Source organism: Bifidobacterium sp. JNUCC 75 (genome assembly GCF_054819865.1).
The window spans coordinates 1,926,200-1,951,961 of sequence record NZ_JBTHIF010000001.1 but is presented as its reverse complement, the minus strand read 5'-3'; the positions used below and the strand labels follow the sequence as shown (position 1 = coordinate 1,951,961).

Below are 25,762 nucleotides of genomic sequence, written 5' to 3'. Positions count from 1 at the left end.
CATAGCACAGACTTCCCGGGGGTTGTCACGGATTTCATCGCACTGGACGTGCCGTGCTCTCACGGATGACCAGCTTGGGGGTCAGAATTCGGCGGTTGCTGCTAACAGCACCGCCGTCGAAGACCTTTAATAGCAGATTGGCGACCTTTGTACCGTATAGCCCTGCATCACGATGTACTGCGGTTATCGATGGACTGGTGGACTGACAGATGAAGCTGTCCTCGAAACTGACGATACCCGGCAGCGCATCAGTCCTAGCTGGAAGATCTACAGCAGCGTCATCCGAACGACGCATATTTAGGGATCGCAGGCTTGCAGCCGCCAGAATTTCATTCTCATAGATAAACGCTGTATAAGGGTGCGCGCCCGAAAACAACGATAATGTCTGGTTTACGGCTTCATCAGGATCGAAATCCGTGAATTTGACTATAGCTGAATCCAGGCCATTACCTTGCGCAAAATGATGGAATGCTGAGGCCCTAGCCCTGCTGTAATCCAACTTTGGATCTCCGGAAAGGTAAGCAATTCGCCTATGGCCTTGAGATCTCAGATGTTTGAGAATAGTGGTCATGGTTTTGGAATCATCAATCGAGAGTGAAGGCAGTTCATGATGGGTATCGGGACCACCCGCCAAGACGGCCGGCATTCCCAGAGCCTTGAGTCTGCCCGGTCTCGGATCGTCAATCAACGAATCCACGAGGATGACCCCGTCAACTCTTTTGCGTCGAGCCCAATCCTCGTATGTTGTTAATTCCTCCTCCAAGGAACGGCAGGGCCGAAACAAAAGGCCATACCCGTGATCGCTGAGGGATGCATGAATTCCAGCCATGAAATGCAACATGAAAGTTTCCGTCTGGAAAGCATCTATCGATCGCGCTGGAGCAAACCCAATGGTCATGGTACGAGAGGAGCCCAGGGCCTGGGCCGCATACACAGGACTCCAACCAAGCCTGGCCGCTGCATCCTTGACCCGTCGCTTGGTGCGCCTGGAGACGCCAGGCTTGTCATTGATCGCAAACGAAACAGCCGTCTGGGATATGCCAAGCTCTTTAGCGATATCCTTCAGACTGACACGCTGTGGTTCCGAAGACGAATCCTGTCGCTCCATATCTGTTTTGACTCGACTCATACCCTTCCCCCGCTCCATCGCCAACTGACCGTCACCTTACCCTGAACGTTCAGATAACTTACTGATCCCTAAGGAAAATTTCCTCCAGACCTCGTATTACCTCCTGCGGCATGTGAGATTGGAACCAGGAAGGTTCACCATAATCTCCAGGAGGCATTTCGAGAGTATGAAGTGCTGACACTGCTTTGACGCCAAGATTCCTGACTTGATCCCAGGCCTGCTCCTTAGTGAAGTAGAACATTTGTGCACCTTGCAACAATTGCAGAGCATCATGATTCATAGGGTTGTGCGCAACTTGTGGTCGATCATTGAAGACCAGATCAATTTGCGAAGTACACAACAGACTTCGTAAGGATACAATCAAGCTGAGTCGTTCCTCATCGTAGGTGCAGGAAAAAGGAACCGCCTGACCGTCTGACAGTACTGTGATCCTCGATGCGTCCACTGGGGCTAAGCCGCGGAAAGTCAGTGTCCAATCCCGGCGCTTTGGCACTACGAGCCCCGGGTCATTGGACACCCCCGCTGCCCCCTCTTCCGGACATACTTGAGCCGGACTGATAGTGAACTTTCCCTCTTTCCAGTTCAAGTCCAGATCAGTCCGCACCCATGTAATCCTGCCTTGGGGTGCACCGTCATCCTCCCAAAGGGTGAAATGCCCATCATCGCCAGGGAAAATACGCAAGTCTAGACCTTGAGGGTTTTCCACTGTGTTCAACGAGTAATCGTAATCGTCATCAGTTTGTACCCTATGGTCAATGTGACTCTGAAGCGGAACGATGCCTCCTGCCTTGGCAAAAACCGGCATCCGGTCCAGCCCACGCCAGACTTCCATGTTGCGCCCATTCTTCTGTTCTGCGTCATAATGGCGGCCATCAAACCAGTCGAACCAAAGACCATGTGGAAACCAAACTTGTGCTTTGGCTTTCTGCAAGGCACGATCAGCCGGTTCCAGGATGGGAGAGACGATTAACTCGGTGCCGAACATGAACTGAGTGGGCACATTGCCGCCGGAATAATGCCAGTACATCGGTTCCACCAATGGCAGATCCTCATATGCGGCACGTCTATTCATGGAATACAAATATGGAATCAGCGCATGCCGCAGTCTAAGGGCCCCGACCATACTCTGAGCAACATCCACGCGGAAGTTCCAAGGTTCCTTGCCATTGAAAGGTGACGAACTTGAGTGCAATCGGTTGATGGGGCTGAAGGTCCCCAACTGATACCATCGAGCCTCCAACTCTTCATCACGGTAACCGAACATATGGCCGCCGATGTCATGACTCCACCACCCATAACCGATATTGCTGGCCATGGCAGTGAAATATGGCTGGAATCTGAGTGATTTCCAACTAACAACAGTATCGCCAGAGAATCCTACCGGATAACGGTGCGAGCCAGGACCGGCATATCTGGAGAAAGTCAGAGGTCTATGCCCCGGCATATGAGCAGAATCCAAATAATGCAGATGATTCAGCAACCACAACGGATCCAAATCCTTCTGCTTGGCAACTGATCCCTGTTGCCAATCAATCCACCAAAAATCAACACCCTGTTCTTCCATCGGGTGCAAAAGGGCATCAAAATAAGCGTTCATACTGACGGGCGAAGTCACATCAAATTCAACTGTTTTCTTCGATGCAGGATCGATTCCGGCGGCTCTAGCTACACGCTCATATGGTTCTTCAAACGACCGAACCCCATCACGCGGATGTAGGCTGAGCGTGGTTCGCATGCCATGATCGTGCAACCAATGCAGAAAGTCTTTTGGATTGGGGAATAGCTCCTTGTTCCAGGTATAGCCCGTCCAACCTGAGCCTAAGTTGGGATCAATGTCGACAAGATGCCAGTCCATATCGATGACGGCTACGGTGAATGGAATGCCTTCATGGTTGAACCGTTCCATAAGCTGTTCATACTCATCCTGCGAGTACCGATGGTATCGGCTCCACCAGTTACCCAAGACGTATCTAGGCAAGAGCGGAGTGTGCCCGCTCAAATGATAAAAATCTTTTACAGCCTCGGTTATCTTCTGATTGTAGCCAAAGAAATACCAATCCTGGCTCGGCCCTTCCTTAGGGAATACCCAGGTACCGAAAGGATTGGGCTTCCCTCCTACCTGATCCGCTTTGCGTATCAGGCTGGTTCGGCTATCGTCAATCACTGCCCAACCATATTTGGATATCAGGCCTGGATCCAATGCAGTGGAGCCGTCGATTTGATCGAGAGTTCTGGTGGTTCCTCCCAAATTGCCTTTCTGCTCATCTCCATAATGCCAGGTACTCTCTTGAGCTCCAGAATGCTTCATATAGATGTACAGTCCCTCAGAACTGAAGGGCTGCCTGTCGTAGAATATTCTTAACTCTGAAGTTTCAATTTCCAACGAACCATCGTCATTGTGCGTGACTGTGTAGTCCGGAACTGGCTCGAATCGCCGATTAATGGCCATAGTCGTGGCATCGTCGACAAACACCCCAGTATCTGACCACTCGAAACGTATGAGCGCATCCGTAAGAATGCCTATTCTCCATCGGTCGCCCTGCACAACCGAACCTTCGCACATCCGAGGATGCGCCCCCATGCTCTCCAACGAGAACAAGCGAGAATCAACCATCCGTGTATCTCCCTTTGTTTACTTGCTTCAAGTGGGGATCCTTCGTTCGTTCTCGAAGGATCCCCACTGTCGCGCTCCGAGTTAGATTCAATCCGATCGGGCTACATTGCTGTACACATTCCCTGTACGAAGCTCAACTGGCAGGCATTCACGTATGCCCCTTGCATTCAGGCTCTGCTCGTCATGCACACAGGCAGATGTGACCACTGCAGGATGCTCTCCTGAGCGCGACAACTGCATCCAGGCTTCGAACACAGATCCTCCAGGAGCCAAGGAGCCCCGCGACAGCGGCAATCCCTGCTCGTCCACATCGACTATTACAGCGACCTGTCTATTGACAACCATGGGCAAGGGCTCAGCCACTATCTGAGAAAATGCCTTGCCGACCTCCGTTAGATTCCCTTTTAGATCAAACAGACCCAGGTGATGCTCCAATTCCGGAAAGTCAACAAAACGCCCATCGACATCGTGGGAACACCACCAGGTAATACCGTAGAGATCGCTGCAACGCAGCATCCTCTGGATTGAGCGACAGCAGAAAACCCCAGATTCACTATTGGTTATCACATTATTCGGAGCCCCAATCTCTTGGACCCATACCGGCCGATGATCATGACGTGCGAATGCTTTGGACAATTCGACAAGGTATTCAGCATGACCAACACTTTCGACGCTCAGAGCACCGTAATGCTGGGCAGTTCCGTTGAAGACCCACGAATGGATAGCTGTCACATCTCCCAGATTCGCTGCCTGGCCGGGAGTAAATGGATGACCGTCGGCATACCAGACCTCATCATTCTCACTGTGCAGAAGTACTCTCCCATCGTGGTGGGCACGTTCCTGCAAAGGCAACAGCAAAGCGCGAAGCCAGGCATCAGCCTGCGCCTTTGTCAGTGGCATTGGCGAAGGATGCGTCATACTCGCGAACTGGTTGCATTCATTGCCTAGAGTCAATCCGGCAAAGCCTTGAACATCAGCCATAGCGTCATAGATGGCTATAACCAGCTGGATCTGAGCCTGTACAGCTTGAGCATCGACAAACATATTGCGAGAATGCCAAGAGCGCAGCCAGGATGGAAGAAAATCAAAACTGGACAAGTGCCCCTGAAGCACATCTACATAACAATCCAAACCTGCTTCCGCTGCCAGTTCCCCCATATGCCGTAAGTCATCCAGCGCTTGAGGATTGATATAGTTTCTGTTCGGTTGCAGGATAGGCCATAAAGGGAAGATCCTTACATGGTCCACCCTAATCGAGGCTATCTGTTCCAGATCTTCTCTGATACGTCCCCAATCAGGATGAAGCCATGTATAGAACCAACCGGCGGATGGTGTGTAATTAACGCCGTATTTCATGAGTATCTGTATTCCGTTATTCCTTAACCCCGCCGACTTCCAGTCCGTGGAAAATATAGCGCTGGAAGACGAAGAAGAAGATGAGAATAGGCACCAGGGCAATGACAGTCCCTGCGGCTACCAATCTGGGATCCGAGACAAATGTTCCCTGCAAACGAGACATCCCTAGCGTCAATGTGTAGTGACTGTCGTCTGTCAGAACAATCAGAGGCCAGAGGAAGTCATTCCACGAACCCATGAATGAGAAGATAGCCACTAGAGCCATGGTCCCCTTGACCTGCGGCGCACAAATCATGGTGAACCTTTGCCAAACGTTAGCGCCATCCATTTCCGCGGCCTCAATCAGATCTCGAGGTATCGCACGAAATGCATTAACGAACAGCAGAATGTTCATCGCGCTTACAATGCCGGGCAAGGCGACACCTATCAAGTTGTTCTGTAAGTTCAAAGAACGGATGATCAGGAACTGCGTAATCATAACTGTTTCTCCAGGAATCAGCATGGAGAGGAACAGAATTCCTACTACGATCCGCTTGCCTTTGAACTTGAGCAAAGCAATGGCATAGCCGGCCATAGTGCCGCTGATGACATTGCCGATAATATTGATAGCAGCCACGACCAGTGTGTTTAAGGCATAGCCAACTATCGGCAGACGCTTGAAGACTCCGCTGAAGTTACTGACCGTAGGGTCGCGAGGCCAGAAGTATGGCGGAACTGCATACATATCATCCTTAGGACCCTTGAAAGCCAAGGATATCTGCCATAGCAACGGGCAGGCAAGGAAAAGGAAGAGCAGGACCAAGACGGCATACTTCACGACCTTGCCCACTGTTATATGCTTACTCGTCATCAGAGGACCTCGATTCCAGGAACCATTCGAAGAGAATCAGAGCACCGAGCACAAAGAACATAACCAGACCCAATGCCCCGGCATATCCGGTTCGGGCATTGATGCCAGTGCCTTCGTTCTTGATTAGCATTGTCATCGTTATGTCGGCCCCGCCGACTCCACCGCTGCCATTAGTCAACATGTAAATTTCACCAAAGACTCTGAAAGCTGACATAGAAGACAGCAGGGAGATCAGAATCATAGTCCAGGTGCATCCAGGTAGGGTTACATGGATGAATTGACGAACTGCGCCTGCTCCGTCAATTTGTGCAGCCTCATACAAGACCGGGTCAATATTGGCGATAGTCGTCAAATAGATAATCATGTAGTAGCCCAGGCCGGTCCAAATGGTAATAGTCATGGCGCTGAACAAGAGCAACCAACGATCAGTGAGAAATGGAATGGGCTTGCTTATCCAGTGCAAGGCACGGAACAGACCGTTGACCAGACCCTTGGAATCCAGCAGGTTGGTCCAAATCAATCCGACCACCACACTGGACATGATTACCGGGACATAGAACGATGTTCTAAAGAATCCCATTATTCTGGTTTTTTCGGCCACCAACGCCGCAAGAATCAACGGCAGGATAATCATGAAGGGCACAACGCAGACGACATACAGAGATGAGTTTGTCATTGCCGTTCTGAAATGTGGATCATGGAACATATCGATGAAATTCTGGAATCCGATGAATTTTCCAGGACGCAACAAGGTCGAATCCGTGAAGGACAAGCGGATTGTGTTCAGGAACGGCAACAAGGAAAAGACCAGAATCCACAAAATCGGGATAGTCACGAAGAGCCATGGAGCGACACGACCGCTCCTGTTGGCTCCCAAAGGGTGCACATAGGTGCCGTCAGGGTTAAGGCGCCGGGCGCCGGCGGAACCGACGCCCTTATGCTGTCTATGAGACGACTGGACCATTACTTCAACCTGCCGTTGGCGTACTCAACAACATTGTCCAGTGCCTGCTTGGGAGTCACCTTGCCCTGCAGGGCCTGGGCGATTTGTTCTTGAAGTCTGGTGCCGTCTACTGCAGTAAACTGCGGAGGACCCCATATACGTCCTTCACGCACCTGCTTGGCGACCATTCTCATGCCTACAGCATTCATATCGTCACCAGATGGGTTGAAGAATGGATCATCAATGGTGCCCTTAGAGGATGGGAAGACATTGGCTTTCTTATCGAAGGCCAGCTGGTTCTTGGAGTTGGTCACGAATTTGGCCAGCTTCAGCGCCATATCCTTATGCTTGGAATTGGCATTGACAGTCATCATTTCCATCATCATGTTCGGATGAGTGTTGGCGACCATGCTGGTAATGCCCATATGCTCATAAACCTTGGGGGCATTCTTTTTCATATCGTCAATGCTGTACAGGCTGCCATTGAGGAAAACCTGTGAGCCTGAGTTGAAGCTCTTTGACTCGCCGCTATTGGAGGTGTTCAGCATCTCGTCAGTAAAGGCCTTGGCCTTATACATGTCCACATAATGCTGGACAAAGGCCACTCCCTTAGGGTCATTAAAGGTGAACTTGGTGTGATCCTTATTCATCAGGGGAACGCCGTACATACCGAAATCCTGGATGCTGGGAAGGCCAGTGGTCATAGCATACTTGCCACCACACTTCGGCCCGAAGATTTCAGCATTGGCAAACATTTCATCCTGAGTCTTCGGCACTTTGCTTGAGTCAAGCCCGCACTCATCGAGCAAGGCCTTGTTATAGAGGGTAGGGCCTGTGTTCAGGTACCAAGGCAACCCATAGGTGCCCTCCTCCAGATGGGGGCCTTTGAAAGTGGCTGATTGCCATGCAGCATCAAGATATTGATCCTTGGCGTTTGGCTCCTCCTTGGCAATGTTGAGCAACGCACCAGCACCAGCCAAGGTATACGCAGCCTCAGGCCCCATATCAATTACATCGGGCAGGGAATTTGCAGCGGCATCGGTTGAGAGCTTGTCCTCATAGTTGTCAGCCGGCTGATCAACCCACTTAATGTGGACGCCTTTGTTCTCCTTTTCAAACTGCTTGATCAGATCCTGGAAGTATCCTGTGAACTTGTCGTTTTTGAGATTCCATGTCTGGAACTTCAGTTCGATAGGACCAGACCCGGAGGATGCGCTTCCCCCGCATCCTCCGAAGCTCACGACTGCCGCTGCTGAGCACAGCAACGACAGCGCCGTTTTTATAGTTTTGTTCATTGTGATTTCTCCTTTACTAATTCATCCTTGAATTCCGGCTTGAGAAAGCCGAAGAGTAGCAATCTGGAAAGGTCCCAGATCAAGCCGAGCCCCCTCAGCAGCCCCAGGCTGTTTGAGAGCATCAGGCTCACCCTGATAGTGGCGGTCCCGCTCCAGCAAGTCGGTCTCATAGACCTGTGCCCCCACCATGGGGCCATTCACTGCCAGCGATGCAGATGCCGGTTGGCCGTTGGCCTCGTAGATACGCACTATCAAATCACCTGAGCCATCGTCAGCCATCTTGATCCAATCGACGACAGGCAAGCCCTTCACATTTTGCAGACCAATTAAGGGCTCCATATCAGGCACATCCTTCAACACTGGTGCGTTGATTTCCGCAGCTGCAGCCAAGGTCGAATCCAGATCATGACCAGGCACCAGAGCCCAATCAAACTCATGGTGGCCCAGATCTGCATGGGGGTCTGGTGCTTTAGGAGCACCTACCAAGGTCAGGCGTACCTGAGTGCCGACTTCCGGACCATTCTCTGGTCCATATATAGCGGACACATCGGATCCATAAGTCGATCCATTGACGATGCCAACGCCAAATTCTTCATTAGCTATGCGGACGAAACGATGCGTGCAACTCTCGAAACGTGCCTCATCACCCTCGGTATTCTTCACGATAGGACGTTCGATAAGGCCGAATTGTGTTTCATACTGGGCACGGTCTGCTCTGACAGCAAGTGGAAGAGCAACCTTGAGCAGCTTTTCCGGAACGAGCCAATCAACGTCAGCATGAAAATCAAGCTGCCTCAAACCGGGACGCAAACTGATGCTGGTCCGAATAGTGCTGGCGCGGTACTTATTGATCACATGGACGTGAACAGTACCGTCCTCGTCAGTCTTCACATCTTCGATTTGGCCTTGATCCAAATCAGAGACAGCCAAGAATGCATCGCGCTCTACATCCCAAGCATCAAAGACGCCGGGCTCATCTTTGAGTACCTGATAAAGCCCACAGGATTGGCCAGGTGCCACCATTTCTCTGCCGGTTGTCAGATCGCATATGGATGTCACTGCTCCAGATTGAGCAATGACAACGCGCAAAAGGCTGTTGTCCAGAATCAACTCGCTGTTTGCATTATGAGATACAGCGACGGCTGAAGCATTCCTGACTATTCCCTTTGCATTAACCGGACTCCAGGATGCCTGTCCTGATTCAGCTCGTCCGACCTGCATGATTCGTGCCTCAGGCCGAATTCTGGTCTTAGTAGATGCTTCGACCGCACGCAAGGCTTCGGCGGTCAACTCCCGCAGCCGGACTATATCTTCTGCATACTCCTTGCGAGCCACTCGGTATATCCATGCGATACCGGATCCAGGCAAAATGTCATGGAACTGATTGAGCAACAAGGTCTTCCAAATTCTGTCAAGCTCTTCTCGCGGATAAACATATTCCTCATTGACCAATTCGGCATAGGCACAACAATATTCCGCCATGCGCAGCCATGATTCCTCTTTGCGACAACCACGTTTCATGTCCTGCTGGGAGGTCAACGTCTTGCGATGGAGCTCGAGATACAACTCGCCTTTCCAAGTGGGCATCTCACTGCCAGCCTGGTCAGCCATATCGTGATAAGCCACGTCAAAGAAATGATCTGGATTGTCATATTCCACTCGAGGAAGACCTTCGAAGCTACGAAGCCGCTCAGCCCTCATGGTCATCTCTCTCGTCGGTCCACCACCGCCGTCTCCATAGCCGAACAGCAGAATCCCGTGATCCGACAGATCCTTATCCTTAAAATTCTGTTCCGCATAGTGCAGGTCCTTGGGGGACATGTCAGAATCGTACTTATCTGCCGGAGGGAAATGGGTGAAGATCCTGGAACCGTCAATCCCTTCCCACATAAACGAATGATGCGGCAATCGTGTTGTATCGTTCCAACAGAGTTTTTGCGTCAGGAACCAACGTGCTCCCGATCGGCGAGCGATTTGGGGCCATGAACCTGAATATCCAAAACTGTCCGGCAGCCAAACCCCATGGGTTTCGACGCCGAACTTTTGCTTAAAATACCGTTGCCCATAAGAAAGCTGACGAATCAGCGACTCGCCTGAGGGAACCATTCCATCCGATTCAACCCACATGCCTCCTACAGGTATAAACCTTCCCTCCTGTACGTAGCGCTGCACACGTTTGAACAAATCCGGGTGCCGTTCCTCGAGCCAGGCATACTGCTGGGCAGAACTCATGACGTAGCAGAACTTTGGATCGTTATCCAGGAGGGTCAGCACATTGGCGATTGTCCGTCCTACCTTGCGTTTGGTCTCACGCACAGGCCAAAGCCAAGCTGAATCGATGTGAGCATGCCCCATGGCGGATAGCTGCAAAGCAGAAGGTGCGGAGGGTTTATTCATCACCGCTTCCAGCGCTTCACGCGCAGCAGGCAGGGTGGCTCTCACAGTCTCTTCATCAGCTCCATCAAAGATGTTCATGGAACGCTGCAGCGCCTTGGCCAGCTTCCAATACCGTGGCGAACCGGCATCCAACTGTTCTACAGCGCCGCTGACGATGTCGAGGTCTATCCAGTATTCGTGGACTTCGTGATCATATTCGGCGATTTGCACCGATTCAAAGACGTAACGCTCATCCGCCTTGCCCGTGGGGGCATCACCGAGACTCGTAACCGTGAAAGACGGGACGTTAGGATTGTATGCCGCTTCAACGTAGACAGTGAAGGCTCCGTCATGATCAACGACTTGGTCCGCTTTGCCTTGATCATCAACCAATGGAATCCAGTAGTTACGTGGATGGATGGCCTTGATCACCGAGCCATCAGGCCGATACACCATTCCTTCGATGTGTCCGCCAACTGGCCAATCCAGCCAACCCAGGTTAAAAAGCAGTTCAATCGGGTGTCCATTGCCCGAGCTCCGAGGCAATTGTCCAGTCACTTTCATCCACGTCGTCCCCCATGTGGTGCCCCATGGCTCACCGACGGCAAGAGGGGTGAATGCCACACCGCCATGCCGTGCTTCATCAAGGAACGTTGACGGATTCACCGGTTCCCCCGTATAACAAACAGCCTGTACATCGCACTGGGCGAGCACATGGTGGATATGAGGGCGTACCCGCTCATTCATGACCCGCTTGCAGCGATCAACCTCACGCTGTACTTTAAGCAACATAATCAATGACCCTTCATTGTTCTTTCGATCTTATTTGCCGGTAATTTGTGATTGATGCAGTCTGAGGGTGGTGAATTGGAAAGGCATAAACTCCAGAGAGGCACCTTCAGCATTCACCTCACCTTTATCTACCAATCCATGACGCAAATCGTCAGGCAAGGGCGACTCCTCCAAGGAATCGGTCTCTCGTACCGTAGCTCCCTTCAGCAACGGCCCCAGTTTCAGACGACCACGGGCAGGAGAGGAATCAGGGTCATACACACGAATCACCAGATCACCGCTGCCATCGTCAGCCATCTTCATCCAGTCAATGACTAGCCTTCCAGAGATGGTGTCCAAACTCACCAGAGGCTCTGCGTCAGGCAGACCATCTAGGAAGATAGGAGCATTAAGCCGATAAGCTTGGGCTAGAACAGCGTTTTGGTCTTCGTTAGGAACCACGGACCAGGCAAACTCATGATGACCCCGGTCAGTATCCGGATCAGGGAAAACAGGTGCAGAAAGCAGTGTCAGGCGAACTAAGGTTCCTGCCTCCTTACCACGAGCCGGATCAGCTGGAATAGGTGTGGTATCGCCGCCATAGGTCGAGGCATTTACCACGCCAACGGCTAGGTCGTCATCCCTAACCCGCACAAACCTGTGGGTGCAACTTTCGAATTGCGCCTCTTCGGCCGCATTGTTCTTCTGTATAGGCCGGTCAATGAATCCGTATTGACATTCAAACTGGGCATAACGTGCTTGGATAGCCAAGGGAAGATCCACTTTCAGCAACTGCTCATCCTGATGCCAGTCCACGGAAGCGGTGAAGTCCAGCCTCCTGGCCCCAGGCGACAGGCTGATGCCAGTAGTGATCCGCGTGTCACCGTGGTTTCGAACCACGTCCACCCCGGACTTCTTTGCAGTGATCTGAACAGGGTCATCCACCGGCATGGCGGTAAGAAGGGCGTCACGTTCCAAATCCCACGCATCCCACATAGTGGGCTCATCCTTGAGCAGTTCGTAGCCACCCATTGTTGAACCCCTGGGAATCAGCTCTCGTCCGGAAACGACATCCAGCAAGGAGTGGACTGTGCCATCAGTCCCCACAACCGCCTTGATAAGGCCATTGTCCAGAATATATCCCTGCTCGTTAGCAGAAACTTGGACCATAGACGTTGGACCGCCTGTCTTGGGCACTGACGGTACAGCCCGCCAAGCGTCGTCCCCGTCAGTATCCATTGGGTTTATTAGAGCAGCAGGCACACGTTGAATCCCCCTCTGTACTCTGGCGATTACACTAGCGGCCTCTTGACCGATTTCTCGCAGGCGATCAATGTCACGCTGATAATCCTCGCGAGCGAGTCGATGAACCCAAGAGATGGCTGAACCGGGCAGAATGTCGTGGAATTGGTTCAGCAGCAAAGTTCGCCAGATTTGATCCAGCTCAGTGTCAGGATAGTCATAATTCGCATCAGCCAGGGAAGCATAAGCGCACAAGTACTCCACAGTACGCAACATGGCTTCTTCCTGCCGGCAGCCACGCTTCATATCCTGCTGGGAAGTCAGTGTCTTACGATGGAGCTCCAGGTAGAGTTCGCCTTTCCAGACCGGCATCTCTCGACCAGCGCGCTGATGAATCTGTTGACAGGACTCACGGAAGAAATCATCCGGAGTCTCATAACGTGCCTTTGCAACACCTTCCACATCGTGCAGACGGTCAAACCGACCCAGCATTTCGCGAGTAGTGCCGCCGCCTCCATCACCATAGCCGCACAGGACTATGGCTCTATCGGAGAAGTCCTTGTCTTGGTAGTTTTCTTCAGAATGATTAAGCTCCCGGGCAGTCATGCTTGAGGAGTAGGTATCCATCGGTGGAAAGTGAGTGAATATAGGCGTGCCATCGATACCCTGCCAGTCAAAAGTATGATGAGGGAACTTTGTAGTGTCATTCCATGAGATCTTTTGCGAAAGGAAGTAACGCATGCCAGCACGCCGGGCAATTTGAGGGAACTGGCCCGTATAGCCGAAACTGTCAGGCTCCCAGACTACATCGGTATCTACGCCTAGATGCTCACGATAGTAGCGTTTTCCATAGCTGAACTGGCGTGTCAATGATTCGCCCGCTGGCAACATCCCATCAGATTCGACCCACATACCACCCACAGGAATGAAGCGTCCCTCTTTGATGCGACGCAAAAGGCGAACAAACAGATCTGGATGATCAGCCTCAAGCCAGGCATACTGTTGTGGGGAACTCATTACATAGATAAAATCGGGATCTCGCTCCATCAGCGCCAGCATATTAGAGACTGTACGGGCTACCTTTCGGCGAGTTTCACGCTTGGGCCAAAGCCAGGCCGAATCAATGTGTGAATGACCTACCACTGCATGATCCAAACTGCTTGACACAGCCGGCAGGCTGAGTTCTTCGGCCAGGGCCGTACGGGCCTGTTGCAGACTAGCTGCATCACCCTCCCGATAGCTGTTCAAGGAAGTCTGCAGGGCCTTACCCAGCCTCCAATAGCGTGGCTGCTTGGGGTCGCACTCCCGGATGATCTGGCTGACCGCTTCCAGATCCATGGCATAGTTCCACATCTCATAATCGAAATGACAGACATCCAGTTGATTCAGAGCGTTAGGCTCGTCGGGTCGGCCCGTGGTGCCTTCACCCAAACGAGTCTTAACGAATGGAGGAACCCCGAGAATGAGCGGGTTGCAGGCTGCCTCCAGATAGAGGGTAAAAGTGCCATCGGACCTGATAAGCGAAGGTTCTTCATCAATGGCTGACCCTTTCCAGTCTCTGCCATCCAGGGGAATCCATTTATTCTTCGGGTTAACGGCTTTAATTATGGAACCATCGGGACGGTAAGCCTCTGCCTCGTAGTGGCTCCCCGGTGAGTCTGGCTGCCATCCAAGGTCCACGATTAGTTCCAACGGGGTCTCATCGCGGTGATCCTGGTCAATGTTTCCTGAAATTTCCATCCAGGTGGTCCCCCAGGTGGTCCCCCAGGATTCACCTACGGCCATGTGCTCAAAGGGAATATCTCCTTTAGCCAAGCGAGCGAAGAAGTCCTGGGAAGCAATAGGCTCGCCAGGAATCCGGTAGGCCCTGACATTGCAATGGCCAACCGGCCGATCGACATAGGGCAACAGTCGTTGCCTCATGACTCGATCGCACCTGTCGAGTTCACGCCTCACGTTTAGCTGCATCCCGCAAACCTCCTCGTTTCAGCCGATTCAACATTGATAACTAAAGCGGTTTAGTTAAATTGTAGCACGATTCGCAGAGAAGCAATGACTCACACGATAAAACCCGATAATCCAGGCTGATAACCGAAATTGCCGGCGTGTCGTCAAAGGCCGATGATCAAACGGAGAAAATTCAGAGCAATCACTAATCTTCAGACTACTGTCTGAGGTGCAAGTAGGCAGCGCACGAACATAGACCATGCCAACGAAAAACCCATTGACGCAACTCGACTGTCAGTACACGATTGAGATACCGATACCATTTCCCCTGTTCAAGTTTTAAGATATCTTTGACGAGCCTTATCTTTCGTACCAGAAGGGGATCTACCCTATGAATCGAATCACAGATCCGTCACTGCGTAAAACTATTTCATTGTTCTTCTTAACCAAATCCTTTTGGAAGACTTTCAGCATGTATTTGAAGCAGGCTCAGCCTTCATAGGTCTTGCCGATTGTACTGTTCACACTAGAGTTGACACAGACCCGATAAAGCTGGAATTGCCAGGCTAAGCGAATATTCTTGAGTGTTGATTAAAGTCCTCATTAACTCGTTGACCATCGAAATAGTCTGCCCCCCCTCCATGAAGTCCTGAGCATTCAAATCTTTGAAAACGCTGGCAAAGGCTCCTGAAACTATGGCGAGATTAATGAATTCAAAAGAATCAATCGGCCGCTTGACAAAACCGACAGACATTGCCAGTTGTTTAGTCCTGACATACGGCGCTGACCGGCAGCCTCTCGATGTATTCGGGAGGCGCGGCCGACAAGACAGTGGCCGCGTGAAGACTTGGAACCGAGGAGCACTCACATTGAACTGTTTAGGTTGGGATTCGACGGGTTGGCGGACTAGATAAATTCCTGACTAGTGTCGTTGCGCCATTGCATGGAATTGGCAATGGCGGCACCTGCTTACTTAATGCAGACCCCGGGAGGCACCATTAGCACGCCTGACATAGCCATCATTCTTAACTTCAGTCAACGATACGAGGACCAAATATGACTAGTCCTAATTCATCGCGAACCTGCAGGCACAAGACCTCAAATAAGAGAATTCGGCCCCACACAGTGCCAGGAGCATCGCATGAGGCCGAAAACAGAATGTTCTTATCATCAGGCCTGAGCCAGAGCCTCGACAATATAGTTGTTGATGGTGGCCTTGACCACTTCAAGATGGTCGGACTTGTCGGCGGCGATCAGTTCGGCCTGTGGCTTGTCAAGGCTGTACTCCTCTAGGGAGGCCAACGTGGCCGTGCCGTCCTCAACAGTGGCGCCGATGCCGGATTCGAAGGAGGAGTAGCGCTCCTGCTGTAGCTGCTCGATATAACCATCCTCATGCATCTTGGCAGCGACCAGCAGACCAGCGGCATAGGTGTCCATGCCCACGATGTGGGTCCTGAAGAGGTCCTCAGGCAGGAAGGAGGAACGGCGCGGCTTGGCATCGAAGTTCAAGCCTCCGCGGGGCCCGATGCTCCCATTGGCCAGCACCTCCCACATGACGGCAGTGGCATCGTAAAGGTCTGAGGGGAACTCGTCCATGTCCCAGCCGATCAGCTTGTCGCCCTGGTTGGCATCCAGGGATCCCAGGAAGCCGGCCTCTCGGGCTACGCGGACCTCATGCTGATAGGTGTGCATGGCCAGGTTGGCGTGGTTGCCCTCGATATTGAGCTTGAAGTTATCCTGCAGGTCGTAGGTGCGCAGGAAGTTGATGGTGGTGGCCGCGTCGTAATCGTACTGGTGGAGTGTAGGCTCCTTGGGCTTGGGTTCAATCAGGAACTGCGCGTCGAAGCCGATCTCCTTGGCATAGTCCACGCACATGTGGAAGAGGGCGGCCATATGGTCCTGCTCTTCCTTCATCCGGGTGTTCCAAAGGGATTCGTAGCCCTCACGACCACCCCAGAAGACGTAATTCTCAGCACCGAGCCGCTTGCCGATCTCCAGGCTGTGCTTGAGCTGGCCTGCCGAATATGCATAGATATCAGCGAAAGGCGAGGTGCCGGCACCGGCCTCAAAACGAGGGTTGGTGAAAAGCGACGAGGTGTTCCATAGTAGCTTGACGCCCGTGTCCTTCATGGCGGCCTCGATACGGTCGATCACCTTGTCCAAATTGGCATCGGTCTCGCGCAGAGTGTCGCCCTCGGGAGCCAGGTCACGGTCGTGGAAGCAGAAGAACTCGACCCCCAGCTTGGTGAAGAGCTCGAAAGCGTAATCCACCTTGGCCAGCGCCTGATCCATGGGATCGGTGTAGCGGTAGTAGGGCCTCTGAGCGGTGGGATCGCCAAAGGGATCCACCAGACCCTGGTTGAAGGTGTGCCACCAGGCCACGGCGAAACGCAGCCAGTCCTTCATGGGCTTGCCGGCCACCACCTTGTTCTTGTCGTAGTAACGGAATCCCAGGCCTTCCTTGACACCCTGGCGACCCACGTATTCGATTTTGTCAACGTCCCACAAACCCATCCGAAATGCTCCTTTGCCTATTGCATTTGCCTTTACGGCGTTCACAGGGGAGGAAATCAGTTCCTGCCTCCTGAACATCAAGGGTAGAGGGATGAATCGATTTTGTCAATTCGTTGAATTATATAGAAGCGGTATCACTACCCCTGATACTACTCAGCTGATTTCGAGAAGCTCCTTCGCCGTATAAGACCCAGTACTCAACTAGCATCGAACGATGAAAGCCGAACGCGTCTTGGTAGGACAATTATCCTGTCGGTTTCAAGCTTTGGCATAAAAACCGGCCAAAGCTTGAAACCGTCAGGCAAGGCACAGACCATTTTCCTGGCTCGAGATTTATGCAATCCTAAGACTCCGTGCAAGAAACGTCCAAAAAGCCGCAGAGCCATACTCTACTCATTGATGATCATTCTCGCGCTCTTCCCGCCTTTCGATATGAACTCGCAATCGATCCGATTAGGAGTTCGCTCCCTTCCGAAGAATGTCGGCGAAGCCCCAAATCACAGAGGCGATCCTTCCCAACTCCGATTCCCGACTGACCTGACGCCAGACCGTAGCGTAAGACTCAAACCAGATCTCAAAAGCATCGGCCAGGCCCCGATCGCCTTCTGCATCCGGAGCTCCAGGCAGAACGCCATAGCGAACGGCCAGACTACGACCCAGTGCGTTAAAGAGGCGTTGACCATGGACAGCTATCAACTGAGCCTGCAAAGTTCTGCGCGCATCAGCCCGGCATCCGGCGGCCGCCCTGCCCATGCGTACAGCCGCGTCGACCAGCAGAGCGTCACGCTGATCCACCTGCTCAAGACGAATGCGCAAAGCCTTAAGCAGGCTCCGTCGAGCTTCGTCGAGATCGGCAGACGAATCCAGTGCAGGCACGCCTGCGCCCGGCAATGTAGAGGCCACATCCTGGTTGAGGCCCCCATGTCCGTCATCAAGCTCCCAGTAACGCACCATATCGTCCCAGCCGAAGACCGCACTGGAGCCAGCTTGGATCAGTGCCGGCAGATAGTCCCCCGCCGCATCCCCATAGACCAGCAGACCCAGATCCCTGTCCACCCGGTCTCGATCATCGTCATTGGGGTTCCAGAAGCACTGCGCAGCGTAGGCCATGCCAGGCAAGCTCATGCGCGGGTCGTTGATGTGCCCATAATCGCCCCAGTCGGTAACCATGGCTCCAACGGCACCGTACTGGATCCCATATTGACTCAGACGGCTGATGTTCTTCCAGGCATTGTCGATTCCAGGAAGGAGAAGATTCCAGGCGTGAACGGCCGAGCAGACTACCTGCCGGGCCCCCGTCGAGGCTACAAGGGCAACCTTGTCCGGCCCTACCTGCGGATCATAGAGCCAGTTGAGCAGCGTGCAGTCCTCGGGCAGCCTGTCCAAGACTTTGGGCATGGACACGGCGACATCGCCCCAGAACATGGGATGGCGGCCCTGCGCATGCAGGTGATCGCACAGGCTGATCAGATAATCGGCATACATGTCAGCAGGATCCTTACTGGAACCATCCTGCCGCGAACGCCCCTTGCCCAGATCGAAGGTCTCGTCTCCGCCGATATTGAAGTTACGCGTACGCATAAGCGGCGCATAGGCGTCAATCAGCCCAGTGGAGAATGCCAGGGCCTGTGGATGGTTGACATTGATGGTGTGATGCTCCTGGCGCTCTATAAAAGAGTAGGGCCGGTCCGCCTGCTCGGGAAACTCGCCCAGATCCCTGAATCCGCGAGTGCGAAGGCTGGTGTAATGGTGGCCGAAGGTGGAAATCGAAGGCACCAACTCGATTCCCAGGCGGGCGCAATAGTCATCGAAGTCGGTGATCTGCCCGGGCTCCAGAGGGCTTGTGCCCCTCCAGGCCTCGCTCATGCCCGGGAAAGCCATGGTGTGCTCAATGTAGAGCTGCAGCTGATTGAACTTATACAGGGCCAATATGTCCGCCCAGTGCCGCAGCCATTCCATGGTGGGCACCCGACCGCGGGTCACATCCAGACTGTAGATGCGCGTTGGATAGGCGGGGCGGTCCTGAATGTGCAAGGCGGGAAGCACCGGACCGCATTGCATGATGACCTGGCGGAGGGTCTGTACCCCCCATCGCAGTCCCTGACCGTCGCCGCCGCGGACATCCACAATCGGGCGGCGCTCCCCCTGATCGGCGATGCGCAGAAGATACTCTTGAGGACCAAGTTTTTGGTCCAGGTCCAGACTGATTGCGCCAGTCCAAGCCCCCCCTCGCGAATGATCCCAGACCATCCCCGTAGCCTGCTTGATGGTACCTGCCAACTGGTCGCTCAGGACGGAACCCAGCTCCTGGTCAACTGCTGAACCGCAGACAATTCTACCCGCCACTGGCAACAGCAGCTGACCCCGATCCCTTTGCATGTGAAGCGGCCGAGGAATCAAGGCCAACGGTCGCTCCATCGACGGATCGACGACGGCGTCGATACCATTATCAAGACTCATGATCCATACCTTTCCTGTAACAGGCTGATGCCACTGACGACCGCGTCCTTGACATGCTCCAGCCATGGCCAGCGATGGCCACTTCATCAGTCTACCCATACGCCGGAGACGAGAAAAGATTCCGGTGTTTAGGGCGAACGGGCACCGGCAGAGCCAGATATCCACCGCACAAGCAGCTCGCTTAGGACTGCGAGCCTACAAGAACCTGCTATCCATCGCACTGGTGAAGAAGCAGAGGCTGATGAACTTCTTGGCTGCGATGAAGCGGCCAACGACGGGATTGTCTTGTCGAGAAACCTTGAACAACTTTGAAAGTTTGTGCAAGGATAATAAACAGTGTTAATATATAAACGTTGTTCATAAAGTGCACGAAGATCGTGAGACTGTACTACTCAAGGAGGAGGTCGACATGCGCGGCAGTCCATACGCCAGCACACCAAAGGCCCTCTCCGAACTCAATCAGTCACGCATCGTCCAATATCTGCATCAGCACGGCACCAGTTCACGAGCCCAGATGGCACGGGACCTCAACCTGACGCCGGCGGCCGTAGGCAAGCTGGTGGCCCGCCTAATCAGCTTGGGCCTAATCAGCGAGACCGGAAGCATGGACTCAGAGGGCGGCCGTCGATCCATCGGCCTGGCCCTGAACGCCGACCGCTACCAGGTCATCGGAGTCAAGTTCGCCCGCAGTTTGGTCAGCATCGGACTCTTCGACATCAGCGGCCATCTCCTGGACTCGGAGGAGCTGCCCCCCGTCAATCCCGATGACATCCCCGGCACAGTAACTGAAGTCAGAACACGAGTGAGAAAACGTCTGGAGACAAACCCCACCATCGTGGCCGTGGGCATGGCTGTGCCGGGCCCCTACCTGCGAGAGACCGGCCGCATCGCCCTGGTTACCAGCATGCCCGGCTGGCGTGGCGTGGACTTTATACACGAATTCGGCCAGGCTTTCCGCGTACCCACCTTCATCGAGCAGGATGCACGAGCTGGCGCGCTGGCCCAGAGCCTCTTCGACCCCCGCGTGAGCGCTTCCAGCATGGCCTACTTCCTGGTGGGCGAAGGCGTGGGATTAGGAGTCATAGACAGAGGCACCCTGGTGGACGGAAGCCAGGGAGCGGCCACCGAAATCGGCCACGTCAGCATCGACCTGAATGGCCTGCCCTGCGAGTGCGGCAACCGCGGCTGCCTGGAATGCTACTGCTCGGCGGTAGCCATCCACCGCCGCATGTGCCAGCCGGATATGCGGGATCACTTCCCTGGAATCGAAGCCATGACCCACGCCAAGGCCTGCGCAAGTCTGTTCGATCAGGCCCGCTCAGGCCAGCAGGTCGCCCAGACCTTAGTGAATCTAATAGCCGACTACGTGGGCTATGGCTGCGTGACCATCGTCAACGCCTACAACCCTGCTCAAATCGTCATCGGAGACATGGTGGCCGCCGCTGGTTCCCGCCTACTGGAACGAGTTCGAACCATAGTATCCCAACGCGCCCTGCCCGGCTTGCGCGAGCACACGCAGATTATGCTCTCCCGTCTTCCAGCCGATGCCACACTGACCGGAGCCGCTGCGGTGGCGGCCAGCCAATTTTTGGAGCACCCGGCCAGCATGGGCCGCACAACTGTGAAATCAGCAAACACAAGGCGGGCACATCGCCCGTCGTCAGGAAAGGAACACCATGACCAGTAAACCCGTGGTCCTCAGCATCGGCGAGATCCTCTGGGACGTCCTGCCAACAGGCAAGCGGGCCGGTGGAGCACCGGTCAACTTCAGTTATCATGCCGCAAAGAACGGTGCGGAAGGCTATGCCTTCAGCGCCGTGGGCCGGGACGACCTGGGCCGGGAGCTTGAGGAGGCGGTCCAGAAGGCCGGCGTCGATGCCTTCCTACAGCACAACGACCACCCCACCAGCACCGTCGAGGTCCAACTGACCGAGGGCATCCCCCAGTACGTCTTCAAGCCTGATGTGGCCTGGGATCATCTGGAATACACGGATGACCTGGCCGGGCTGGCCAGCAAGGCCGACGCCGTCTGCTACGGCACGTTGAGCATGCGCAGCAGTGGGTCCCGCGAAACCTGCCTGCAGGTCCTGCGCCACACTAAGAGCCATGCCATGCGCTTCTTCGACATCAACCTGCGCGGCACCTTTTACAGCAAGGATCTGATCCAGGAACTGCTGGACATGGCCACGGTTTTCAAGCTCAACGACGAGGAACTGGTCACCCTGCGCGACATGTTCCACATTCCTGGGGCCACCGACGACGAACTCTGCAGCTGGTTCATGGACCAGTGGCATCTGGACACCATCGTGCTGACCGCCGGCAGCGACTACAGCACGATCTATTTGGCGGACGGCCAGTCCTCACACCTGCCCACGCCTAAAATCACCGTGGCTGACACGGTCGGGGCCGGCGATGCCTTCTCCGGCACCTTCGCAATCAACCGCCTATTGGGGGCCTCCCTGACTCAGGCCCACCGGGCTGCAGTCAACACCGCTGCCTTCGTCTGCACCCAGCAGGGCGCTTGGCCCGAATATCCTGAGCATATCCCCGACTATCTGGGTGAACAAGGCAATTGATAAGCTGAGTTCATGATCTTCCCGTCGAGTGAGGTTGCGCGACTCCGACGGGAAGTTCAAGACAAAAGGCAGCTATCCTGCGCTCTATGCTTGACCTACTTCAGTTATATGTCTGCACAAAAAAGCCAGAGAGGTGTAATACGCTATTCAGCATAGAAACAATTTGCTGAAACCAAATAAGTCAGTGCAGAGCAGGTATAGCATTGCCTGCGACACAATCGCTTGTTCGCAGGCAATGTATTTTAACTACATGAATTCCATAGCTACGTCCTCAGCTCAGGTATAACAGTAGTAAAAAGAAACTGCCGTAACAGCCGCAAACGAAGAAACCCGCAAACAACACCGTGAAAGTCTATAACGCTCTAACCTTTTACGGCCCCGGTAAGTCCTCCAACGATCTGCTTCTGGAAGACCGTAAAACAGACCAATGCAGGAATCATTGATACAGAAGTGAATGCCAGCACCTTGGCTGTATCCACAGAGTATTGCGAGCTAAACAGTTGCACGCCTAGAGGCAAAGTATATTTACTGCTTGAATTAATAATAAATAGTGGCAACATGTATGAATTCCAACTTGTGACAAAGGAAAGTATGCCTGTCGTAGCTACGCCGGGCATGGAAAGAGGAATCACCATACGCCAGAAGAACCCAAGTCTGCTACATCCATCTAGAGCGCTCGCTTCTTCAAGTTCCATAGGTATGGATTTGAGAAAAGGCACCAGTATGATAACCGTTTGCGGCAAAGCAAAGGCGATTTGAGGCAGGATAAGTCCTAGAAGGGAATTAGAAAGGCCGATATTTTTGATAAGCAGATAAAGTGGAGTAATCGCTACGGTGATTGGGAACATGAGCCCAGCTGTAAACAACATATACATTGCTGTGTTCAGCTTAAATTCATAGCGGGCAATGACAAAAGCGACCATAAGACCTAGGGCCACGGTCCCTAGCATCGTGAAGACACTAACGATCAGAGAATTGACAAGTTCAGTCCAAAACTCACTAGAGGACAACACTGCGGCATAATTACTTAAAACCCAAGGATCCGGCAACCCTGCAGGACGTAAGGTAATTTGCGAGTTTGTTCTGAAACCACCGAAAATAATATAGAGAACCGGACCAACACAGATACCGATAAGAACTAAAGAGAGGAAGTACACCAATGGGCTACCCCAAGGGTTCTTCGCTGAACGACGCAGTTCAGCCGTAACTTTCTTGCCTTGTGACAAATTACTCACCTACTTGACTGAAACCTGTTGCGTGCCTGCTTTTTTGGCAATTAGAAATCTGTCGGCACTAAACTTGTGTTTTTTCTGTCTCGACTCATCTTTCGTGACTGCTCCTTCCAGATCCCGGCTCAGGAATATGCGCTGATAGGCCAGAGCAAGTACCAAGGAGATGAAGAAGATAATTACAGCAACAGCACTGCCGTATCCATAATTAGAAGCCATCCTGCCCTGCAGTACCATGTAGGTCGCCATCGTTGATGTACCTGCAGTTGCAGAGACGTACTGTCCCCAGATCACATAGACCAAATCGAACAGTTGCAGAGAACCGATCATAGACAGGAAGGCAGCGATTCGGATAGTGGGACCAAGCAGAGGAAGTGTAATGCTCCACTGCCTTCGCCAAAAACCTGCGCCGTCCACCTCGGCTGCTTCATATAACTCTTCCGGTATGGATTGCATGCCAGCGAGCATGAGTATCACATAAAAACCTATATATTTCCAAGAGATAATAAATAGCAGGGTCCACAAAGCAATTTTTGGATCAGCTATCCAATCCAGACCATGTAACCCGAAACGTGAAAGCAAGTCATTAACTGCGCCTGTCGTTTTCAACATTAGAGACCAGCCGGTTCCAGCTATGACCTCCGAAACGACATAAGGTACAAAAATCAGCGTACGAATGAGCCCACGGCCTTTCATTTTCTGGTTGATCAGCAGGGCAAACAAAATAGCAAATGGCAGCTGCACGATCAGCGAGCCGATCACAATGAATGCGTTATGGTAAACCGCCTGCTGGAAGTTGACATCTTCAAGGATGACCCTGTAGTTCTCAAAACCAATAAACTTCCCGTTGGCTGATGGCGTCCCAAAGCCTTTCCACTTAAAGAACCCGTAATACATGGCCAAGATGACCGGTAGAATAACGAATCCAAGAAAGACAATTAATGCCGGGGCAGATAGTACGGTGATTTCCATGGTTTTCCGTGCTGAAATCCCAATTGTGCCAACATTACGGTTTTGCCTCTTCATATTGAGACGAGGCTTCGTTGCCTCATTTTTTCGCAGTTTTCGCTGACCCATAATTAAGCTGACCTTTCCTTATAGATAGAAGACCAGTGGGGCAGACACAAGCTGCTACCCCACTGTCCCACAGAGAATCAACCCTTCTTTACTGCCTCCTTGACATCCTTGACGATGTCCTGAGGTGAACCTTTGCCAGTCAGCAAATTGACAACCGACGTATTGAGAGCAGTACCAACGTTGGTCCCCAGCTGTGTATCCATCCACAAGTACATTGTCGAAGCCTTATTGAACGCATCTATGTCTTCTTTTAAGGCTTGATTCTTTACTACGCCTTGTGCTTCTACTGAAGCAGGAATCGTACCTATGACGGTTGCGTACTCCTCCTGATTCTGCTTCTCAGACAGGAAGTTCAGAAACTTTACACACTCTTTCGGTGCCTTGACGCTGCACGCCATGCCGTCGGCTCCACCCATCATGGCAGTCTGATCACCCTTGGCACCATCTACAGCAGGAAAAGCGAAAAAGCCTAAGTCTGTCATATCCTTGCCATCAGCGGTTAAGTCCTTGATCACGCCAGGTTCGCTGGCAACTGTGAGCTCCATAGCCACTTGGTGGTTGGCCAATAGGCCGGCTGAAGAGCTAGCACCTTGCTGAGCCGATGTAGTCAAGTACCCTTTGTTGAAGGCATCCCAGCCAATGACATTCTTCAAATCATCGCCGGCCTTGGTCCAGCATGGATCATCAAATTTTTTGTCAATCATGCCCTTCTTAAAAACAGCTGTTGGGCATTCCCGCATCGAAAAGTGGTACCACCAATGGCCCACAGGCCAGGCATCCTTTGCAGCCAAGCCAATTGGAGTTATACCAGCTGATTGCAGCAGTTGCACATCAGTTTTCAACTCGGCCAGTGTTTTCGGGGGCTGCGCAATTCCGGCTTTGCTAAACAAGTCCTTTGAATACCAGAAGCCTCCTGGTTGCATCGAAGACGGAACACCATAAACTTTGCCGTCGACCGTATGGGAAGCCAAGCCAGTCTTCATCTGCTGTTTGACCGTGGACGATATGGTATCGGTGATGTCCTGAACCTGCCCCGCCTCTACCATATCGCGCAACTTCTGCCCACCACGAGAGTAAAAGATGTCAGGTGCAGAATCTTGGTCCTGCATTGCTGTCTGAATCTTTCCCTCGTAATCCTCGTTTTGTATAGCCTGTATTTGGATGGAAACGTTTGGATTGGCCTTCTCAAATTCTTTTGCCATTTTCTCGTAGTAATTCTTACCCGATGCCAATGTCGAGTTATGCATCATTGTCATATTGACTTTTCCATCACCGCTAGCGGAATTGCCTCCGCAGGCCGCGCACGTTGCTAGCAACACAACGGAAAGTAGAGAAGCAGCTGCTACTTTGAGCTTCATAAAATCTCCTTAAGTCGACTTTGAC

15 protein-coding genes are annotated in these 25,762 nt (G+C 52.8%); 2 read left to right on the top strand and 13 right to left on the bottom strand.

Going from position 1 to position 25,762, the window contains the following annotated elements; genetic code table 11:
- Positions 1–34: 34 nt before the first annotated feature.
- The 10 genes from ACVWNW_RS07710 to ACVWNW_RS07665 all read right to left on the bottom strand — a co-directional run bounded on the left by ACVWNW_RS07710 (position 35) and on the right by ACVWNW_RS07665 (position 19,497).
- Positions 35–1,129 (bottom strand): LacI family DNA-binding transcriptional regulator, encoded by a 1,095-nt coding sequence (locus ACVWNW_RS07710; RefSeq protein ID WP_232350488.1) that lies wholly within the window; start codon positions 1,127–1,129, stop codon positions 35–37.
- Between the two features lie 58 nt (positions 1,130–1,187).
- On the bottom strand, positions 1,188–3,743 hold the full coding sequence (locus ACVWNW_RS07705; protein ID WP_454482062.1) for a glycoside hydrolase family 31 protein: 2,556 nt from the start codon (positions 3,741–3,743) through the stop codon (positions 1,188–1,190).
- An 87-nt stretch (positions 3,744–3,830) separates the two neighbouring features.
- A complete protein-coding gene (locus ACVWNW_RS07700; protein ID WP_454482060.1) occupies positions 3,831–5,099 on the bottom strand; it encodes a glycoside hydrolase 5 family protein in 1,269 nt (422 codons plus the stop codon).
- A 16-nt stretch (positions 5,100–5,115) separates the two neighbouring features.
- The gene (locus tag ACVWNW_RS07695) at positions 5,116–5,949 is read right to left on the bottom strand and encodes a carbohydrate ABC transporter permease (protein WP_454482058.1); all 834 of its coding nucleotides are present in this window, start codon (positions 5,947–5,949) and stop codon (positions 5,116–5,118) included.
- Entirely contained in the window at positions 5,939–6,913 is a 975-nt protein-coding gene (locus ACVWNW_RS07690; protein WP_121913700.1) for a carbohydrate ABC transporter permease, read from the bottom strand. Before ACVWNW_RS07690 ends, ACVWNW_RS07695 begins: the two co-directional genes overlap by 11 nt.
- Positions 6,913–8,187 carry an ABC transporter substrate-binding protein gene (locus tag ACVWNW_RS07685; RefSeq protein ID WP_454482056.1) on the bottom strand — a complete coding sequence of 425 codons (1,275 nt, stop codon included), beginning with the start codon at positions 8,185–8,187 and terminating at the stop codon, positions 6,913–6,915. The genes ACVWNW_RS07690 and ACVWNW_RS07685 overlap by 1 nt, the downstream gene beginning before the upstream one ends.
- A 21-nt stretch (positions 8,188–8,208) precedes the next feature.
- Positions 8,209–11,355: an alpha-mannosidase gene (locus ACVWNW_RS07680; RefSeq protein ID WP_121913702.1), complete on the bottom strand. Its 3,147-nt coding sequence runs from the start codon at positions 11,353–11,355 to the stop codon at positions 8,209–8,211.
- A 30-nt stretch (positions 11,356–11,385) separates the two neighbouring features.
- Complete coding sequence (locus ACVWNW_RS07675; protein ID WP_454482054.1) at positions 11,386–14,544, bottom strand: alpha-mannosidase; 3,159 nt, start codon at positions 14,542–14,544, stop codon at positions 11,386–11,388.
- 1,149 nt (positions 14,545–15,693) lie between these two features.
- Positions 15,694–17,037, bottom strand: a complete 1,344-nt coding sequence (gene xylA, locus ACVWNW_RS07670; RefSeq protein ID WP_045935202.1) for a xylose isomerase — start codon at positions 17,035–17,037, stop codon at positions 15,694–15,696.
- Between the two features lie 453 nt (positions 17,038–17,490).
- Positions 17,491–19,497 carry a glycoside hydrolase family 20 zincin-like fold domain-containing protein gene (locus tag ACVWNW_RS07665; RefSeq protein WP_454482052.1) on the bottom strand — a complete coding sequence of 669 codons (2,007 nt, stop codon included), beginning with the start codon at positions 19,495–19,497 and terminating at the stop codon, positions 17,491–17,493.
- A gap of 409 nt (positions 19,498–19,906) precedes the next feature.
- On the opposite strand from ACVWNW_RS07665, the gene ACVWNW_RS07660 reads away from it, so the two are divergent.
- Together ACVWNW_RS07660 and ACVWNW_RS07655 are read left to right on the top strand one after the other, a co-directional pair.
- The gene (locus ACVWNW_RS07660) at positions 19,907–21,184 is read left to right on the top strand and encodes an ROK family transcriptional regulator (protein ID WP_454482050.1); all 1,278 of its coding nucleotides are present in this window, start codon (positions 19,907–19,909) and stop codon (positions 21,182–21,184) included.
- Complete coding sequence (locus ACVWNW_RS07655; protein ID WP_313840295.1) at positions 21,174–22,073, top strand: carbohydrate kinase family protein; 900 nt, start codon at positions 21,174–21,176, stop codon at positions 22,071–22,073. Before ACVWNW_RS07660 ends, ACVWNW_RS07655 begins: the two co-directional genes overlap by 11 nt.
- A 362-nt stretch (positions 22,074–22,435) precedes the next feature.
- Here ACVWNW_RS07655 and ACVWNW_RS07650 read toward each other — a convergent pair whose 3' ends face one another.
- The 3 genes from ACVWNW_RS07650 to ACVWNW_RS07640 all read right to left on the bottom strand — a co-directional run bounded on the left by ACVWNW_RS07650 (position 22,436) and on the right by ACVWNW_RS07640 (position 25,737).
- On the bottom strand, positions 22,436–23,299 hold the full coding sequence (locus ACVWNW_RS07650) for a carbohydrate ABC transporter permease (RefSeq protein ID WP_232346793.1): 864 nt from the start codon (positions 23,297–23,299) through the stop codon (positions 22,436–22,438).
- A gap of 9 nt (positions 23,300–23,308) precedes the next feature.
- Positions 23,309–24,328: a carbohydrate ABC transporter permease gene (locus tag ACVWNW_RS07645; RefSeq protein WP_454483434.1), complete on the bottom strand. Its 1,020-nt coding sequence runs from the start codon at positions 24,326–24,328 to the stop codon at positions 23,309–23,311.
- Between the two features lie 128 nt (positions 24,329–24,456).
- Positions 24,457–25,737, bottom strand: coding sequence for an ABC transporter substrate-binding protein (locus tag ACVWNW_RS07640; RefSeq protein ID WP_198207153.1), 1,281 nt, complete (start codon positions 25,735–25,737; stop codon positions 24,457–24,459).
- Positions 25,738–25,762: the final 25 nt, after the last annotated feature.

Coding starts and splice junctions, on each gene's coding strand:
- ACVWNW_RS07655 (WP_313840295.1), top strand. CDS start 21,174: ATGACCAGTAAACCCGTGGTCCTCAGCATCGGCGAGATCCTCTGGGAC.
- ACVWNW_RS07675 (WP_454482054.1), bottom strand. CDS start 14,544: ATGCAGCTAAACGTGAGGCGTGAACTCGACAGGTGCGATCGAGTCATG.
- ACVWNW_RS07665 (WP_454482052.1), bottom strand. CDS start 19,497: ATGAGTCTTGATAATGGTATCGACGCCGTCGTCGATCCGTCGATGGAG.
- ACVWNW_RS07700 (WP_454482060.1), bottom strand. CDS start 5,099: ATGAAATACGGCGTTAATTACACACCATCCGCCGGTTGGTTCTATACA.
- ACVWNW_RS07690 (WP_121913700.1), bottom strand. CDS start 6,913: ATGGTCCAGTCGTCTCATAGACAGCATAAGGGCGTCGGTTCCGCCGGC.
- ACVWNW_RS07705 (WP_454482062.1), bottom strand. CDS start 3,743: ATGGTTGATTCTCGCTTGTTCTCGTTGGAGAGCATGGGGGCGCATCCT.
- xylA (WP_045935202.1), bottom strand. CDS start 17,037: ATGGGTTTGTGGGACGTTGACAAAATCGAATACGTGGGTCGCCAGGGT.
- ACVWNW_RS07680 (WP_121913702.1), bottom strand. CDS start 11,355: ATGTTGCTTAAAGTACAGCGTGAGGTTGATCGCTGCAAGCGGGTCATG.
- ACVWNW_RS07660 (WP_454482050.1), top strand. CDS start 19,907: ATGCGCGGCAGTCCATACGCCAGCACACCAAAGGCCCTCTCCGAACTC.
- ACVWNW_RS07710 (WP_232350488.1), bottom strand. CDS start 1,129: ATGAGTCGAGTCAAAACAGATATGGAGCGACAGGATTCGTCTTCGGAA.
- ACVWNW_RS07685 (WP_454482056.1), bottom strand. CDS start 8,187: ATGAACAAAACTATAAAAACGGCGCTGTCGTTGCTGTGCTCAGCAGCG.
- ACVWNW_RS07640 (WP_198207153.1), bottom strand. CDS start 25,737: ATGAAGCTCAAAGTAGCAGCTGCTTCTCTACTTTCCGTTGTGTTGCTA.
- ACVWNW_RS07695 (WP_454482058.1), bottom strand. CDS start 5,949: ATGACGAGTAAGCATATAACAGTGGGCAAGGTCGTGAAGTATGCCGTC.
- ACVWNW_RS07645 (WP_454483434.1), bottom strand. CDS start 24,328: ATGAAGAGGCAAAACCGTAATGTTGGCACAATTGGGATTTCAGCACGG.